Source organism: Methanoregula sp. UBA64 (genome assembly GCF_002502735.1).
Lineage (GTDB): Archaea > Halobacteriota > Methanomicrobia > Methanomicrobiales > Methanospirillaceae > Methanoregula.
On the sequence record NZ_DAQC01000001.1, the window covers coordinates 15,638 to 30,711 of the forward strand.

A 15,074-nucleotide genomic window follows, 5' to 3' on the forward strand; every position below is an offset into this window, starting at 1 on the left:
TGCTGCTTCTGGAGAAGTTTCCGATGTGGCGGCGGCAGCCGTTTCCCGGGAGAATACAATGTTTTTTCCCTCTTTACTCTAAACTACAGGTATTGCTCCCGGGACTGGTGCAAAGGGCAGAAATCCCCATCATTCAGTCCCGTGCGGGAGGGAAATCATGGACCGGATCATAAAAATCACGATTGGCTTGTTTATCGTTATTCTGATCGCCTTTGCTGCGGTTGTGACCTATAATAATTACGTTGTCACGGAATACCGGAATTCGCTTACCAGCACCTATTCTTACAGCTGTACCTTTTCGACCGAGGAGGTTCTCACCAATGTGACGTTCTTCTTACCGGTGCCCGAGGATACCAAGGGCAATTCGCCCATTATCACCGAGATTGGCAATCATCATATAACAGGCATCCCCCATGACTGGTCTGCCGTACTCTACGGGACCGGTAAGACTACGTACCTGAAGATATCTACACCGTCGCTTGGCCTGCCGCCCGTTAACGGGAGCGCACAGACCTCGATTGTCATGCTAACGGTGACTGCCCCTTCGCCGGGTCCGATCGATACCCGTTCCCCGATCCAGGACGCAGCGGTATTCCGCCCGGTGCAGAGCATCCAGACTGAAGCCTGTCCCAATGTGAACGCAACGGCCGGGCAGACCTCCTGTTACCGGTACCTGACGAGTGTATATGCAGATTACACCGCATCGCCCGGGGCAGTCGTGCGGATCAACGCCGGCCTCGATGCACGGAATACCTGGAAGATCAGCGAGCCCGAATCAAATGCCTATAAAAACACCGTGGCAGTAGAGCTGCACGGCGAAAATCACGGATGGGTAACCACGACCGGGTGGCTCGAATCCGGTATCGGCTCATACAATGTACCGGATATCTCATCCTGATTTTTCCCCGGTATATCCTTTCCCTGAATTCCCTTTTTGGGGTGTATAGACAAAACCGGTACCGTATCTTATGACCTCGGGAAAAAACCGGGCCGATATCCACCCGGGCTGCACGGTTGATATTGTCCAGAAGGCAGATCAGCGGAGCGGGAGGCTGACCCGGGGAACCGTACAGGAGATTTTGACAAACTCCTCGTTTCATCCCCATGGCATCAAGGTCCGGCTCGCTGACGGCCGGGTGGGACGGGTGGCCGCAGTCATCGGCAGCGGTACTCCTGCAAAAGAGTCGTAACGGTCCCGGAACATCCGGGTAAAAAAAAATAATCTGGCCTTTTGGTATTTGTTATTTCCAGTCGCGGGTGACGACCGTGCTGCCTTCCTCTTTCTTGTGCTCGATCTGTTTTTTGAGGGCGGCGAGCAGTTCCGGTGTGATAAGGGAACCGGTCATTACGTAAAGCGAGGTCTTGTGGGTTTTTGGATCGGTCTCGTAGGTTACTACGAAGTCCTCATGGTTGGCAAGCGCGGAAAAGACCATCTCGGGCAGGTTGTCAACGAGCGTGGTCTTTTTCCGTATGCGGTGTTTTTTTACCAGAGTCATAGTGGAGTGTATCCCTTCGTGAACAGATAAGGTCTCTTACGGTTCCTTCACCGGGCGGGCAAACTGGTAGGCAACTTCAGCCCGGGGGTCCCCTCCCAAAAACACAGCTTTTAAGGTGTTGAATCCCCCGAGATATGTCGAATTTGAACGGTTCATAGTGCAATGGAGCATTTGTTGGAGTAACACTTTGAGTGATAATATTTCCCCGGGTGATTAGAATCCACCCAATAATTACAATTCCAATTATCCCCAGACATAGAAAGATTCCAAATTTCAGACTTTTTTTGCTGGAGTTTTTTAACAACATTTTGTTCTTTCCCGCAAACGGGACATTGATCTGGTGCAGATAGATCCAATTTCGCACCGCAATTTCCACAAAATTCTTCCGTTCAGAAACGTGAGATTTTTTTCATTAATAGGGTTTTGTTATAGATTTATGATAATTCGATAATTTTATTGTCCAGGGGTATAGATCACACACAAAAATTAAGGGGATTAAAAATTTTTCTTAATTATATGGTAGCCCTATTGGTTTCCAATGACCATCAAATTTCAAAACATATGCAGTTATTACAGTGTTTTGGTCATTGTGTTTTCCAGATGGGTCATTACGGGAGTATGATACTAAGCATGTAATTAAATATTTGTTATCATTAATTTTTTCCGAGGATACAACTTTAATTTCAGAACTTTGGACACTAGTCAGGTCTTTAAAACTACCTAGTTCGGAGATCGCTGTTTGTTTTCGTTCTGGCGTGAATGGTTGATTTGTGTAAGGATCCAAACTCAAATCAACGGCTTGAGAATATTCACCTTTTTTAAGAAGATTGTAAGATTGAATGACGGCATCTCCCGGTTGTGTGTCTAATAAAAGTGATTGGAATACCCAGATAAATGCAATTACTGCAATTATCCCTATACCAATGAGCAGGATTTTTTTTCCATGTGCTTTTAAAAAACCAGAACCTGTCAATTTACGTCGGGTTTTGTTTGGATCCGGAGCGCCAGAGACCCAACCGCAATTCGGGCACACATTGGAAACAGATAAGTCCATTTTTGCGCCACATTTCCCACAAAATTCTTCCATTGTTAAGTTTTTAACAATTTATAATAATAATATTTTGTTTTTTTTCGAAAAGAGCGCGCCACTATGCGCGCAGTATGGCAAAATATGAAAGCAATTTTAGAATAGTGACAGCCTTTTACGGAATTGGGCAATTTTTAGAAGAGTGGCGTATTTACAAGATACCTATATCCCAGAATAGGTATGCGAGGGATGGGAGTCGAACCCATGAATCCCTGCGGAACTGGATCTTAAGTCCAGCCGAGTTGGCCACTTTCGTACCCTCGCCCAGGAATGCCATACACGGTGCTTCCCCGTTTTTTAGTTCTGGCAGGAAGCGCACGCGCTCTATAGTATTTGCCGGGTACAATAAAAAAATCGTGGCCGGATCCGGCAGGGATCAGTTGCCACGTATTATAAACCCCCCTGATGCCATACTAGATCCGGCGAAAGCATGGCATCATTCACATGTACCGGCTGGGTAGAGCTGGACGGCAGGAAACTCGCACCTGCCGAGATCGAGACAATCTGCACGACAACACCTGAAAAGGCTAAAAATTTCGGTGGCGAATTTTCCCTCTCCTTTGACACCTGCCATGCCCGCGACCATTTCGGGATCATGCCGGGCCCCGGCCCCAAAGGCGCGCTGGTCTGTCATGACAAGATCATTACTGCAATAGACCCGGACCCGGCGCCCTGCACCCTTGAAGAAGCGATAATTGCCGCCGTAAAACTCCGGAGCGATGAGGGTGTTGTCGCACTCTCGGGAGGCGTGGATTCAAGTCTCGTCGCTGCCCTTGCCGGGCGCGAGTGCGTGGCTGTCGGCCTCGAAGGCTCCCACGACCTCGCGCAGGCCGAGCATGCCGCAGAGCTGCTCAACCTCTCCTGCACGATCGTTGTCATCGAGCCGGAAGAAATCGAGGAAGCCCTCCCGAAGGTCATCAAAGTCATTCCGAAAAAGGATCCGGTAAACACCGGGATCGCAGTCACCCAGTATTTCATCTCGAAGTGGGCCGGGGCAAAAGGCTACCGGCGCATCATTGCCGGGCAGGGAGCAGACGAACTCTTCGGCGGCTATGCCCGGTACCTGTCATCGCAGAATCTGGAGGACGACCTTGCCCGGGATGTTGCCGGCCTCGAACTCCAGGCCCAACGCGACCAGGCAGTAGCGGGATTAAACGGCACCTATCTTTCCATGCCGTACATGGATGTCCGGGTCGTGCGCGCCGCCCGCGCGATCCCGGCGGCGGAAAAAGTCCGTGACGGCCGGCGCAAGATCCCCCTCCGCGAAGTCGCCGCCCGGCACATGCCGGAAGAGCTTGCCGGCTACGGGAAAAAGGCCATGCAGTACGGGAGCGGGGTCTGGGGAGTACTACAAAAACTTGCCCGTAATAATGGTTATAAAACGTCCATGCAAGATTACATAGACCAAATCGGACGGGGAAATCATGGTCAGTGAAAAAGACGTGGAACATATCGGGGAACTCGCCGATATCGGGATCGATGCCGCGGAACTTGCCACTTTTACCGGCCAGTTCAACGCCATCGTTGAATATTTTGACGTGCTGGACAAGGTCCGCGGGGACGATACTGGCGCCCGCGACCTCTATAACATCTTACGGGAAGACAAGGTCGAACCTTCGCTCCCGCACGACGTGGCATTAGGCAATGCCGGCGCACAGGAAGACGGGTTTATCAAGGCACCGCGGGTGATGTAGTGAGCGCACTCCGGTTTGAGCCAGACGACAAATACAACGCGTTCCTTGCCGTGTGTAAAGAGCCGAAGGGAGGGAGCGGGAAACTCTCCGGGATCCCCGTCGCGGTCAAGGACAATATCTCCACACAGGGAATCGAGACCACCTGCGCCTCGAAGATCCTCAAAGGGTACATCCCCCCCTACGATGCCCATGCGGTCGCGCTTGTAAAATCCGCAGGTGCGGCTATTGCCGGCAAGACCAACATGGACGAGTTCGGGATGGGGACGAGCACCGAGAACTCTGCGTTCGGGCCCACCTTAAACCCCCGCGACACCGGGCGGGTTCCCGGTGGATCATCCGGTGGCAGCGCGGCCGCAGTCGCAGCCGGCATGGTCCGGATGGCCCTTGGTACCGATACCGGCGGATCGATCCGCTGCCCGGCCGCATTCTGCGGGATCGTTGGCCTAAAGCCGACCTATGGCCGGGTCTCCCGGTACGGTCTCATTGCGTATGCAAACTCGCTTGAGACGATCGGCCCGATGGCGGCAAACGTTTCCGATGTCTCGCTCTTAATGTCGGTGATCGCCGGCCACGACAAACACGATGCAACCTCGCAGGACCGGCCCTATACCCACACCCCGTCCGCCGATATCAAAGGTACCCGGATTGGCATCCCGCAGGAGTACTTCGGGGCCGGTGTCGACCCGGCTGTTGCCGCGGTTGTCAAAAAGGCGATCGGCAGGCTCGAAGAGCTTGGCGCAACAACCGTCCCGTGCAGCATCCCGTCGATGGAATATGCCCTTGCCGCCTACTATGTGATCTGCACGAGCGAGGCGAGTTCGAACCTTGCCCGGTTCGATGGCGTGCGCTACGGCCCGGCGGTAGAGACCAAAAAGTCATGGCATGCCGCGTTCCAGGATGCCCGGCGCGAAGGGTTCGGCCCCGAGGTCCGGCGCAGGATCATGCTCGGGACCTTTGCCCTCTCTTCGGGTTACTATGGCAAGTACTATGCAAAGGCGCAGGTAGCCCGGGAAAATATCCGAAAGGATTTCGCCCGGCTCTTTGCCGATGTCGATGTCCTCTGCGGGCCTACCATGCCCACGATTGCGTTCAGACTGGGCGAAAAAAGCGATCCGCTCTCCATGTACCTTTCCGATATCCTGACCGTGCCGGTCAACCTTGCCGGCATCCCGGCGATCTCGGTGCCCTGCGGGACCGTGCAGGACATGCCGGTCGGCCTCCAGATCATGGGCCGGCCCTTCGAGGACGAGCGCGTGATCGATGTTGCCTATGCGTACGAACAGGGGGGACAGCCATGAGCGAAAATCCCCCCGCCGATGCGCAGGTGGTTGTCGGCCTCGAAGTCCACTGCCAGCTCGATACAAAGAGCAAGCTCTTCTGCGGCTGCTCGACCGATTACCGTGACGACGGCCCCAACACCCATGTCTGCCCGATCTGCCTCGGTCTTCCCGGCACGATGCCGATGATAAACAAAAAAGTGATCGAGTACGCCATGAAGGTGGGTAAAGCCCTCAACTGCGAGGTCTCTGAAGAGTCCGAGTTCTCGCGGAAGAACTACTTCTACCCCGACCTCAACAAAGCCTACCAGATCACCCAGTACGACAAGCCTCTTGCCCTGGGCGGGTACGTGGAGATCGAAGGCGACGACGGGAAAGAGCGCAAAATACGCCTCACCCGCATCCATGTGGAGGAAGACCCGGGCCGGCTCGTGCACATGGGAAATGCCGAACGCGGCCGGTACTCTCTCGTGGACTACAACCGTGCGGGCATCCCCTTGATCGAGATCGTCTCGGAGCCGGATATGCGCTCGCCAAAAGAGGCGCGGAAGTTCTTAAACAAGCTCCGGGCCACGCTCGAATACCTCGGCGTCTTTGATTCCGACAAGGAAGGCTCCCTCCGTGTCGATGCGAATATTTCCCTCAAAGGGAGCGAGCGGGTGGAAGTCAAAAATATTTCCTCCTACAAGGGTGTGGAAAAGGCGCTCACGTTCGAGGTGACGCGGCAGAAAAACCTCCTCCGGAGGGGACTCAAAGTCGACCGGGAGACCCGACACTACCTTGAAGCACGCGGTATCACCCAGTCGGCCCGCTCAAAGGAGCAGGAGAACGACTACCGCTACTTCCCCGAGCCAGACCTACGGCCCCTCCGGGTCAAGTCCTGGGTCAAAGACATTGCCCTCCCCGAGCTCCCCGATGCCCGGCGCGAACGCTTTGTCACCCAGTACAGCTGCTCGCTTAACCACGCGAGGACGCTCACCGGCGAACTGAAGATGGCCAATTTCTTTGAGTCCGTTGTGGCGCAGAACAAGGACGCCTGCGCCCTTGCCGCAACCTGGATCGCCGACACGCTCACCGGCGAGCTCAACTACCGCGACATGGGGATCGAGAGCGTAGACCCGGCAAAGTTTGCCAGCCTCCTCGCCCTCTTAAAGGCCGGGACAATCACCGACAAGAGCGGGGTCGAAGTCCTGCGGGTGATGCTCGACGAGCAGCACAAGGGCGAAACCGTCGAGACACCGGATGTCATTGTAAAAAGGCTCAACCTTGCCAGAACCTCCGGCGATGATGGGGTCCTCCTTGCCGCCATACAGGAGGTCATCCGTGAGAACCCGAAGGCCATCGAGGATTACAAGGCCGGAAAGAAAGGGGCCCTCAATTTCCTTGTCGGCCAGGCCATGAAGAAGACCCGGGGCCGGTCCGATCCCGGCGAGCTCAACACCCTCATGACAAAAGCCCTGTCTGGTCTGGAGTGAACATATCGTGCACCTGATCGTTGCGGAAAAGAACATCTCGGCCCGGCGGATCGCGCAGATCTTAAGCGAAGGCAAAAAAGTCACCGAGTCAAAGGACTCCGGCGTCTCCACATACAGTTTCGGGGACACGACGACCGTGGGTCTGCGCGGCCACGTAGTCGAGATCGATTTTGTGCCGGGCTATGAGAACTGGCGCAGCGAGACGTACACCCCCCGCAGCCTGATCGATGCAGAGACCATGAAGGTACCGACCGAGAAAAAGATCGTCTCGCACCTCCAGAAACTTTCCCGCCACGCCGACCGGGTCACGATCGCCACGGATTTTGATACCGAAGGAGAGCTTATCGGCAAAGAAGCCTATGAGCTCGTGCGTGCGGTCAACAAGAACGTTAAGATCGACCGGGCTCGTTTCTCGGCCATCACCCCGCAGGAGATCAAAACCGCATTTGCCAACACCACCGATCTTGACTTTGCCCTTGCCGCGGCCGGGGAAGCCCGGCAGGCGATCGATCTCATGTGGGGCGCATCGCTCACCCGGTTCATCTCGCTTGCCGCAAAGCGCGGGGGCAACAACATCCTCTCGGTGGGCCGTGTCCAGAGCCCGACGCTCTCCATGATCGTTGACCGGGAAAAGGAGATCGAGAAGTTCGTCCCGGAGAAATACTGGCAGCTGGGCCTTGTCACCGAAAAGGCCGGGGAGCAGATCGAGGCCCGGCACACGAACGGGCGCTTCAAGGACCAGAAGGCAGCAGAACTTGCCCGGGACAGGACAAAAGAACCGCTGCTGGTCACCGAGATCAAAGAAGGGACCAAACAGGACCGGTCCCCCTCGCCGTTCGATACCACGACCTACATCGTTGCCGCAGCCCGGCTCGGCTTTTCCGCGGCAAACGCAATGCGGATCGCAGAAGAGCTCTACATGAACGGGTACATCTCCTACCCGAGGACCGACAACACGGTCTACCCGGTCTCGCTCGACCTAAACGGCGTACTTGCCACGATCAGAAACTCGCCCTTCAGGAAAGATGTCGAGTGGACGATCGCCCACCGCCGGGCCGAACCGACCCGGGGAAAGAAATCCTCGACGGACCACCCCCCTATCCACCCGACCGGTGCCGGGACACGTGAAGTTCTCGGGGACGATGCCTTCAGAATCTACGAGCTTGTCCTCCGCCGTTTCCTGGCCACCCTTGCCCCCGACGCGCTCTGGAAGACCTTAAAAGTCAACTTTGAGGCCGGCGGCGAGCCGTACACGGTGACCGGCGGCCAGCTCCTCGAACCGGGCTGGCACGCGGTCTATCCCTTCTCGGAAGCAAAGGAGACGATCCTCCCCGGGTTTGTCACCGGGGAAAAACTGCCGATTCGCAAGGTCAACCTTGACGAGAAGGAGACCATGCCCCCTGCCCGCTATACCCAGAGCAAGCTCATCCAGCGGATGGAGGAGCTGGGCCTTGGGACAAAGAGCACCCGGCACGAGGTCATAGCCCGGCTTGTTTCGCGCAAATACGTCGAGGGCAACCCGCTGCGCCCGACCCTTGTCGGCCGGGTGGTGACCGAGGCGCTCGAACACAACGCCGATACGATCACCAAACCCGACATGACCCAGACGATCGAATCGCACATGCAGCAGATAAAACAGAACGAGCGCACCCGCGACGACGTGATCAGCGAATCGCGGGGCCTGCTGCATAAAGCATTCGACCAGCTCGAAACAAACGAGCAGATTATCGGCGACGATATCCGGAACCGGACTGCCGAGGAACTCAACCTCGGGAAATGCCCGGTCTGCGGCAAAGGAACGCTCGCCATCAAGCACCTGCGGGGCTCGACCCAGTTCATCGGCTGCTCGCAGTACCCGGAGTGCACGTTCAACATCGGCCTTCCCGTCACCATGTGGGGCTGGGCCGTGAGAACGGACGACATCTGCGACAAGCACCACCTCCACTATGTCCGGCTCGTGCGGAAAGGGGCCCGGCCCTGGGATATCGGGTGTCCGCTCTGCCACCACATAACGTCAAACGTCGAATCGCTCACCGAACTTGGATCGATGGACGAGGCTTTGCTGGAAAAGGCCCGTTCAAAGCATATCTATTCGGTGGCAGATATTGCAAAAAGCGAGCCGGAAAAGCTTGCGCACCTGCTCGGTCTTGGCCCTGACGCTGCGCAGAAGTTGAAGACCGAAGCGGTTGCCATGCTCGAAACGCTGCGGAAACGTTCCGAGTGCCGCAGGTTCATGAGAGCCCACCTGATCCCACGGAAGGGACGAAGCTCGGCTAAGATCATGGCCGCGCTAAAAGAGGCCGGGATCACCGATCTTGCCGGCCTTTCCAAGGCAAGCCCGGCAACCCTCCAGAAGGCAGGGATTGGGGAGAAGGAGGCAGCGGATATCCTCGCCGAGGCCCGGATCACCTATAACGGGCAGCTCTTAAAAGAGACCGGCATCCCGGCAGTCAGCCTCAAAAAGTACCTTGCCGCGGGGATCGCGGGGCCCGAGGAGTTCTGCACAATTCCCCCGGAGAAGCTTGCCGGCATGGCGGGCATGAGCGCTGCGACCGTGAACCGCCACATCGCACTTGTCTGCGAGTACCTCCACCGCCCGGTGCCCGGGGGGGCAGCGGCAAAGCCGGCAAAAAAAGCGACAGCAGCCCCCAAGAGCGCTGCGCCCAGGACAAAGAAGGTGTTAAAGGAATTGCTCACCTTAAAGGGCATGACCCCGAAGGTGGCACGTGCCTTTGCAGATGCGGGAGTCATCCGGTCAGCCGATCTCATCGGTGCCGATCCCGCAGAGATCGCCACCCGGACCGGGACCGAACGGGCGCTGGTGGCCGATCTCCAGAAACAGCTTAAAAAGCGGGAAGAAATTATCCAGATTTAAGATCCCGCTCTTTTTGTCGCAGGGTTCCCCGGGTCACGGGATTTTTTATTTTTCTCTCCTTAAAAAAAACCTCCCATGCACCGGTTTATGGACTTGGAACGCACACATACTAGGTGATACTGACATGAAGTGGAAAGACTGGGTACATGTGACAAAACTCGATCCCGACAAACAGCTCAAAGCCGGTGATATCGACGCCATTGCCACGAGCGGCACCGACGCCCTGATGCTCTCGGGGACGCTCAACGTGACAAAGGAGAACCTCGAAACCCTCCAGAAGCAGATCGCGGCATACGGCCTGCCCCTCGTGATGGAACCGGCCGGGCCCGAAGCGGTCCTCGTCAAGGGGGTAAACTATCTCTTTGTACCCAGCGTGATGAACACGACCGACGTGCAGTGGATCGTGGGCAAGCACCGGTACTGGGTCCAGCAACAGGACGGCCGCATTCCCTGGGACATGGTCGTTCCCGAGGCCTACATTGTCTTAAACCCCAACTCCTCGGTGGGCAAGGTAACAAAGGCGGTCTGCGATCTCAAGGCTGAAGAGGTTGCCGCGTACACCGCGGTTGCCGACCGGTACTTCCACTTCCCGGTCGTCTATATCGAATACTCGGGGACCTACGGCAACCCCGCGGTCGTAAAGGCCGCTTCCGAGGCGCTCGATGAAGCGATCCTCTACTATGGCGGCGGGATCAACTCGGCGGAGAAAGCTGCCGAGATGGGCAAATATGCGGATACGATCGTGGTCGGGAACGCCGTGTATGACCTGGGCGCTGCGGTCCTCAAGGCTACCGTGGACGCTGTCCAGTAATTCCTTTTTTTTATGCCCGAGATCGACATCGTGCTTGTTGCCCCTCTCTACGAGGGAAATGTGGGATTTTCGGCACGGGTGATGAAGAACTTCGGGTTTACCCGGATGGTGCTCATCGATCCCTGCCCGCTCGGGGATGAAGCAAAGGCCCGGGCATCGCATGCGCAGGATGTCCTGAGAAATGCGGAGATCTGCACGATAGAGGATGTCTTTGCCCGGAGCAGCCTTGTGATCGCAACCACGGGGCAGGTGAGCAAGTCGGTCTGCACGCCGATGCGGATGCCGTTTTATTCGCCAAAGGAACTCCGCGAGAAGATCGGGACGGCGGAGGGACGGATCTCGATCCTCTTTGGCAGGGAAAACTGGGGACTCAACAACGAAGAGGTGAAACGGAGCGATATCATCTGCACGATCCCGACCGCAGACGAGTACCCGATCATGAACCTCTCGCATGCCATCGGCGTGGTCTGCTACGAGCTTGCGAACCTTCCCCTGCCGCAGTACCGCCTTGCTTCGCCCTACGAGATGGGGCACCTGTACCGGCATATCGACCGGTTCCTCGATTCGGTGCACCACCCGGCGTTCAAGCGCGAGAATACGATGATCATGATCCGCCGGATCCTCGGGCGGGCCTGCCTGACCACCCGGGAGGCAAGCACTGTTCACGGCCTCCTGCGCCGGACCGAGTGGCACGTGGATCCCGATGCGCTCAACCGGGAAAAAGAGGAGATGCGCCGGCACAAGAACCCGGAGGAAGAGCCGGATTCGGATCCCGCTCCTGACCGCGAAGAATAAACCCATAACAAAGATTGATCCAACGGCAGGGGATTCTCACAAAGGATCGACCCGCGGTCCGGCAATTCCTAAAAAAACCCGGGGGGTCACCCCCACCTTTAAAAAAAATGGTGCCCCCCTCCCCCCTGCCCTTCACGCAACAAAAAAAATGATCGGACCGATCGATCTCAGAGATCGGTCGGGGCGGCCTCTTTTCTTCCAGTTCTGCGACCTACAGTTCCTCTGGAATTTCAGACGAGAAGAGGTGGTCGCCCCGACCGTACCCGATCAGAGGTCGGGGTGACCGATTTCAGACATTGGCCGGGGCGACCATTGATCCACGCGGATTTGAGATCGCCCCCACCCCCCTGCCATGCACGTAACAGAAAAGCTGGTCGGGTCGATCATTTTTAAAAATCGGTCCGGGTGGCCTCATTTCTTCCGGTTTCCCGGCCGGTGTTTCCACTGGAGTTTCAGATGAGGTCAGGCGGTCGCCCCCTAGGCCGGGTTCCGGAATGTGAACCTGCTCTGGCCGTGGTAGTTCCAGAAGAACGCACAGCAGGTTGCAAGGATCTTTGCCAGCAAGGGCGGGAAAGCAAGGAACGTGACTACGAGCCAGACGATCCCGAGATTGACAATCAGGCAGGAGACCGAGATTGCGGCAAAGGTCGCAAACTGGGTTGCGGTCTGTTTGCTCTTGTCATGGAAGGTGAGGTACTTGTTTGCCGCATAACTCACCATGATCCCGCAGCCGTACGAGAACGCCGCAGCGTACAGGTACCAGATATCAAGGTACGTCATCGCGGCATACATCAGCCCGATATCGACAAGCGACGAGAGGATCCCGACAAAAAAGAACGGGACGATCCGCGAATGGCAGTACCCGGCGATCCTGTTATCCATACCAGGTTGTCTCCCGCGCACCATCTGTTCGCTTTTACCCTCACGCCGCGCCCAGGCAGTCGTAGAGGGAAATTCCTGCCCTGTTTTCGCTGCTCCGGTTCGCTGCAATCCCTGCCGCTCCGGTCCCTTCTGAAAGGGAGACCGCCGTACACTGAGCGCTCACCCAGCTGAAGATCGCGCTGTTCCCGCTTCCCGTGGGGCTGCTCTGGCTGTCGGTCTGGAAGAACCGGACCTTCCCATCATGGATGTATTCCTGGAGCGTGGTCACGTTCAGGACCTGGTCGCTGCCGGCAAATCCCCCGAGGCACATGACCGGTTTTCCCGTAGCGATGATCAGGTCCGCACCCTGGTGCGAGCTGGGGACGGCAAGGATCCAGGTCTCGTTTGTCGTGTGCGAGAGCAGGTAGTTTGTAAGCGTTGCAGTCGATCCGCTCTCCCCGGGTCCGCCCATGCCGCCCGGTCCGCTGCTCATGGAAGAGCTTCCTGTAGCCCGGTCACCTGTGTTCCCTTCCCTCGAAGGCATCCCGGAGGTCCCGGTCCACGGGCCGGACCGGTCCATTCCCTGCCGGTCGGAAAGGCGCGTGCTGTTCCCTGCCATACCCGGCTGCATGCCACCAATACCCGGATCGGCACCGCTGCTGCCCGGGCCAGAGATTCCGGTATTCCCGGGCCCGGCCATACCCGACGATAAGGGGTCCCCGGACATACCTCCGCCCGGCCCACCGCCTCCCATGCTGCCTCCGGAACCGCCGGACAGGCATGCTGACGGGAGGTTCCCGCTGTTTCCCCCCGGTAGCTGCGTGCAGGACCAGACCAGCGGCGCGATAAGGAGGATCGCGATGGCAATGGCGGTGATATGCCCGCGGTAGTTCCCCGGCACCACGGTTGTGTGGATCATCATCGGGGCGAGGAGTACGGCGCAGATGAGGGTCGCGGCAAGAATGAAGGGAGAAAGCGAGCCGGCAAAGCCCGTAACCTTCCCGAGGAAATATGCCTGGACGAGGCCGGTGGCAAGGACGGCGATGACGAGCAGCCACCCGGCCCGGCTGCCCGTGATGTACTCGTGGTACATACCCGCCGCCCCGATCCCGACAAGGGCCGCGAGGGGCGGGGCCAGCGTTGCGATATAGTAGTCGTGCCAGAACCCGGAGGTGAAACTGAAGTAGATTAGCCCCGGGACGAGCCAGAGCAGCATGGCAAGGAGCGTCAGCCCCCGCTCACTGAAATACCCGGCCTCTCTTACGCCGGTAAGGGTGAGGGAGCGGGGTTTTTTTGCCCATGCAAGGACCCCGATAAGGGCAAAGACAAGGAGCCACCCGATATCGCCTGCAAGATCGTTCTGGAAGAGCCGGAAGATACCCGGACTGCTTTTTCCCGATCCACCTCCGCCCATGCCTCCGGGACCGCCCGAAGACATACCGGAGCTGCCGGCTGCATTGCCCGGGCCGGTTCCTTCTCCAGGTTCCTGGGATAAAGATCCTCCGGGCTGAGCAGAATCACTGCCGGGAGAACCCGGGCTGCCGCCCGGCCCCGCCGATGAGAGCCCTCCCGTGGATCCCCCTGAAGAAGGACCGGCCGAACCGCCGGGACCGTTGCTGTCCCCTATCCCGAGACGGTGAGCGCCGTTGTAGTTGAGGATAAGGCCCAGTTCCGTATTGTCGTCGCTGCCGCCAACAAACGGGCGCTGGTCTGCGGGGATGCTGTCGACTACGACAGCCCAGGAGAGGGAGACTGCAAGGAGGACAAGGACCGCAAGCCCCATATGGACGACCCGCTTCTTCCACGAAAAGTCCGTTGTTGCCAGGAGATAGACGATGAGAATGGCAGGGACGACGATAAAAGCTTGGATCATCTTGATATTGAACCCGATCCCGACAAGGACCGCCGCGCAAAGGAGCCAGGGAAGCGACTGCTCGCGGGCGGCTTTGAGCGCTGCCCAGACTGCGAGAAGGACAACAAAGATCATCTGCATGTCCATGGTCCCGTTTCTTGCTATGGCAACCGAGATCGGGGTCACGGCAAGGGCAAAGGCTGCGACAAGTCCCGCCGGTTTCCCGAACGGGCGGGAGACGATGAAATAGATAAGCGCGACCGAGCCTGTCCCGGCAAGCGCCTGGGGGAGGACGAGAACCCACCCCGAGAACCCGAGCACGGCAGCAAATGCGGCCTGCACCCAGAGGCCGACCGGGGGCTTGTCTATCGTGATAAACCCGGCCGGGTCAAGGGAGTTAAAGAACCCGGCAACCGGGTTTACGAGCGTGCTTTTTACCGCCGCTGCATAATACGCATTCGAGAACCCGCCGGTCCAGATGTTCCAGAGGTTTAAGAATGCCGAGAGGCAGAGGATCGCACAGAGGGCGATCTCTGCGGGATATTTTTTAACAACCTCAGCAGGCATCATGTCAGGCGCCGCTCAACATTTTTAATGATTTCTGCGGCCATCCTGAGATGCTCGCGTGCAGGGCCCTGTACCGTCCGCCCGGCCAGGGCGAGGTTCATGAGGATCTCGTTTGTCTCATCTGCGGTAATGATATACCACCGGGCAGGGAATTTTTTTGCCCCGCTGGTTACCGTATTCGTGGGTTCCGGCAGGGATCCGGTATTTCCTGATTCTGTCATGGAGAGTCATCCTCACGGGTGTCCGGGACGGGAACGGTAAAGGTCCGTTTCCACGGGCATAAG

The 15,074-nt window shown here is 57.4% G+C and carries 14 protein-coding genes and 1 tRNA gene; 9 read left to right on the plus strand and 6 right to left on the minus strand.

All coding sequences use genetic code 11. The annotated features are described in order from the left end of the window. Nucleotides 1-157: 157 nt before the first annotated feature. Both BP758_RS00080 and BP758_RS00085 read left to right on the plus strand, forming a co-directional pair. A complete protein-coding gene (locus BP758_RS00080; protein WP_292367500.1) occupies nt 158-898 on the plus strand; it encodes a hypothetical protein in 741 nt (246 codons plus the stop codon). Between the two features lie 70 nt (nt 899-968). Then, on the plus strand, nt 969-1,190 hold the full coding sequence (locus BP758_RS00085) for a YwbE family protein (RefSeq protein WP_292367502.1): 222 nt from the start codon (nt 969-971) through the stop codon (nt 1,188-1,190). Between the two features lie 51 nt (nt 1,191-1,241). Here BP758_RS00085 and BP758_RS00090 read toward each other — a convergent pair whose 3' ends face one another. The 3 genes from BP758_RS00090 to BP758_RS00100 form a co-directional block, all read right to left on the minus strand. Next, nucleotides 1,242-1,496 carry a hypothetical protein gene (locus tag BP758_RS00090; RefSeq protein ID WP_292367504.1) on the minus strand — a complete coding sequence of 85 codons (255 nt, stop codon included), beginning with the start codon at nt 1,494-1,496 and terminating at the stop codon, nt 1,242-1,244. A 508-nt stretch (nt 1,497-2,004) separates the two neighbouring features. After that, nucleotides 2,005-2,583 (minus strand): hypothetical protein, encoded by a 579-nt coding sequence (locus tag BP758_RS00095; RefSeq protein WP_292367506.1) that lies wholly within the window; start codon nt 2,581-2,583, stop codon nt 2,005-2,007. A 181-nt stretch (nt 2,584-2,764) separates the two neighbouring features. Beyond that, a tRNA-Leu gene (locus BP758_RS00100) sits at nt 2,765-2,847 on the minus strand. 166 nt (nt 2,848-3,013) lie between these two features. On the opposite strand from BP758_RS00100, the gene BP758_RS00105 reads away from it, so the two are divergent. From BP758_RS00105 to BP758_RS00135, 7 genes are all read left to right on the plus strand, one after another. Further along, the gene (locus BP758_RS00105) at nt 3,014-4,018 is read left to right on the plus strand and encodes an asparagine synthase C-terminal domain-containing protein (protein WP_292367508.1); all 1,005 of its coding nucleotides are present in this window, start codon (nt 3,014-3,016) and stop codon (nt 4,016-4,018) included. Beyond that, entirely contained in the window at nt 4,008-4,277 is a 270-nt protein-coding gene (gatC, locus tag BP758_RS00110; RefSeq protein WP_292367511.1) for an Asp-tRNA(Asn)/Glu-tRNA(Gln) amidotransferase subunit GatC, read from the plus strand. Before BP758_RS00105 ends, gatC begins: the two co-directional genes overlap by 11 nt. Further along, a complete protein-coding gene (gatA, locus tag BP758_RS00115; RefSeq protein ID WP_292367513.1) occupies nt 4,277-5,575 on the plus strand; it encodes an Asp-tRNA(Asn)/Glu-tRNA(Gln) amidotransferase subunit GatA in 1,299 nt (432 codons plus the stop codon). Before gatC ends, gatA begins: the two co-directional genes overlap by 1 nt. Continuing rightward, a complete protein-coding gene (gene gatB / locus BP758_RS00120) occupies nt 5,572-7,029 on the plus strand; it encodes an Asp-tRNA(Asn)/Glu-tRNA(Gln) amidotransferase subunit GatB (protein ID WP_292367514.1) in 1,458 nt (485 codons plus the stop codon). Before gatA ends, gatB begins: the two co-directional genes overlap by 4 nt. A gap of 7 nt (nt 7,030-7,036) precedes the next feature. Then, nucleotides 7,037-9,904: a DNA topoisomerase I gene (locus BP758_RS00125; protein WP_292367516.1), complete on the plus strand. Its 2,868-nt coding sequence runs from the start codon at nt 7,037-7,039 to the stop codon at nt 9,902-9,904. Nucleotides 9,905-10,028: 124 nt separating this feature from the next. Continuing rightward, nucleotides 10,029-10,715 carry a phosphoglycerol geranylgeranyltransferase gene (locus BP758_RS00130; protein ID WP_292367518.1) on the plus strand — a complete coding sequence of 229 codons (687 nt, stop codon included), beginning with the start codon at nt 10,029-10,031 and terminating at the stop codon, nt 10,713-10,715. A gap of 12 nt (nt 10,716-10,727) precedes the next feature. After that, on the plus strand, nt 10,728-11,510 hold the full coding sequence (locus BP758_RS00135) for an RNA methyltransferase (RefSeq protein WP_292367520.1): 783 nt from the start codon (nt 10,728-10,730) through the stop codon (nt 11,508-11,510). A gap of 477 nt (nt 11,511-11,987) precedes the next feature. On the opposite strand, the gene BP758_RS00140 is transcribed toward BP758_RS00135, so the two are convergent. From BP758_RS00140 to BP758_RS00150, 3 genes are read right to left on the minus strand one after another with little or no spacing between them, the layout of a single operon-like run. Further along, nucleotides 11,988-12,392, minus strand: coding sequence for a GtrA family protein (locus BP758_RS00140; protein ID WP_292367522.1), 405 nt, complete (start codon nt 12,390-12,392; stop codon nt 11,988-11,990). Between the two features lie 40 nt (nt 12,393-12,432). Next, nucleotides 12,433-14,793 carry an ArnT family glycosyltransferase gene (locus BP758_RS00145; protein ID WP_292367524.1) on the minus strand — a complete coding sequence of 787 codons (2,361 nt, stop codon included), beginning with the start codon at nt 14,791-14,793 and terminating at the stop codon, nt 12,433-12,435. After that, nucleotides 14,790-15,011 (minus strand): hypothetical protein, encoded by a 222-nt coding sequence (locus tag BP758_RS00150; RefSeq protein ID WP_292367526.1) that lies wholly within the window; start codon nt 15,009-15,011, stop codon nt 14,790-14,792. The genes BP758_RS00145 and BP758_RS00150 overlap by 4 nt, the downstream gene beginning before the upstream one ends. Nucleotides 15,012-15,074: the final 63 nt, after the last annotated feature.

Excerpts from the sequence above, each read along its gene's own strand:
- BP758_RS00080 (WP_292367500.1), top strand. The coding sequence starts at position 158 with ATGGACCGGATCATAAAAATCACGATTGGCTTGTTTATCGTTATTCTG.
- BP758_RS00085 (WP_292367502.1), top strand. The coding sequence starts at position 969 with ATGACCTCGGGAAAAAACCGGGCCGATATCCACCCGGGCTGCACGGTT.
- BP758_RS00090 (WP_292367504.1), bottom strand. The coding sequence starts at position 1,496 with ATGACTCTGGTAAAAAAACACCGCATACGGAAAAAGACCACGCTCGTT.
- BP758_RS00095 (WP_292367506.1), bottom strand. The coding sequence starts at position 2,583 with ATGGAAGAATTTTGTGGGAAATGTGGCGCAAAAATGGACTTATCTGTT.
- BP758_RS00105 (WP_292367508.1), top strand. The coding sequence starts at position 3,014 with ATGGCATCATTCACATGTACCGGCTGGGTAGAGCTGGACGGCAGGAAA.
- gatC (WP_292367511.1), top strand. The coding sequence starts at position 4,008 with ATGGTCAGTGAAAAAGACGTGGAACATATCGGGGAACTCGCCGATATC.
- gatB (WP_292367514.1), top strand. The coding sequence starts at position 5,572 with ATGAGCGAAAATCCCCCCGCCGATGCGCAGGTGGTTGTCGGCCTCGAA.
- BP758_RS00130 (WP_292367518.1), top strand. The coding sequence starts at position 10,029 with ATGAAGTGGAAAGACTGGGTACATGTGACAAAACTCGATCCCGACAAA.
- BP758_RS00135 (WP_292367520.1), top strand. The coding sequence starts at position 10,728 with ATGCCCGAGATCGACATCGTGCTTGTTGCCCCTCTCTACGAGGGAAAT.
- BP758_RS00140 (WP_292367522.1), bottom strand. The coding sequence starts at position 12,392 with ATGGATAACAGGATCGCCGGGTACTGCCATTCGCGGATCGTCCCGTTC.
- BP758_RS00145 (WP_292367524.1), bottom strand. The coding sequence starts at position 14,793 with ATGATGCCTGCTGAGGTTGTTAAAAAATATCCCGCAGAGATCGCCCTC.
- BP758_RS00150 (WP_292367526.1), bottom strand. The coding sequence starts at position 15,011 with ATGACAGAATCAGGAAATACCGGATCCCTGCCGGAACCCACGAATACG.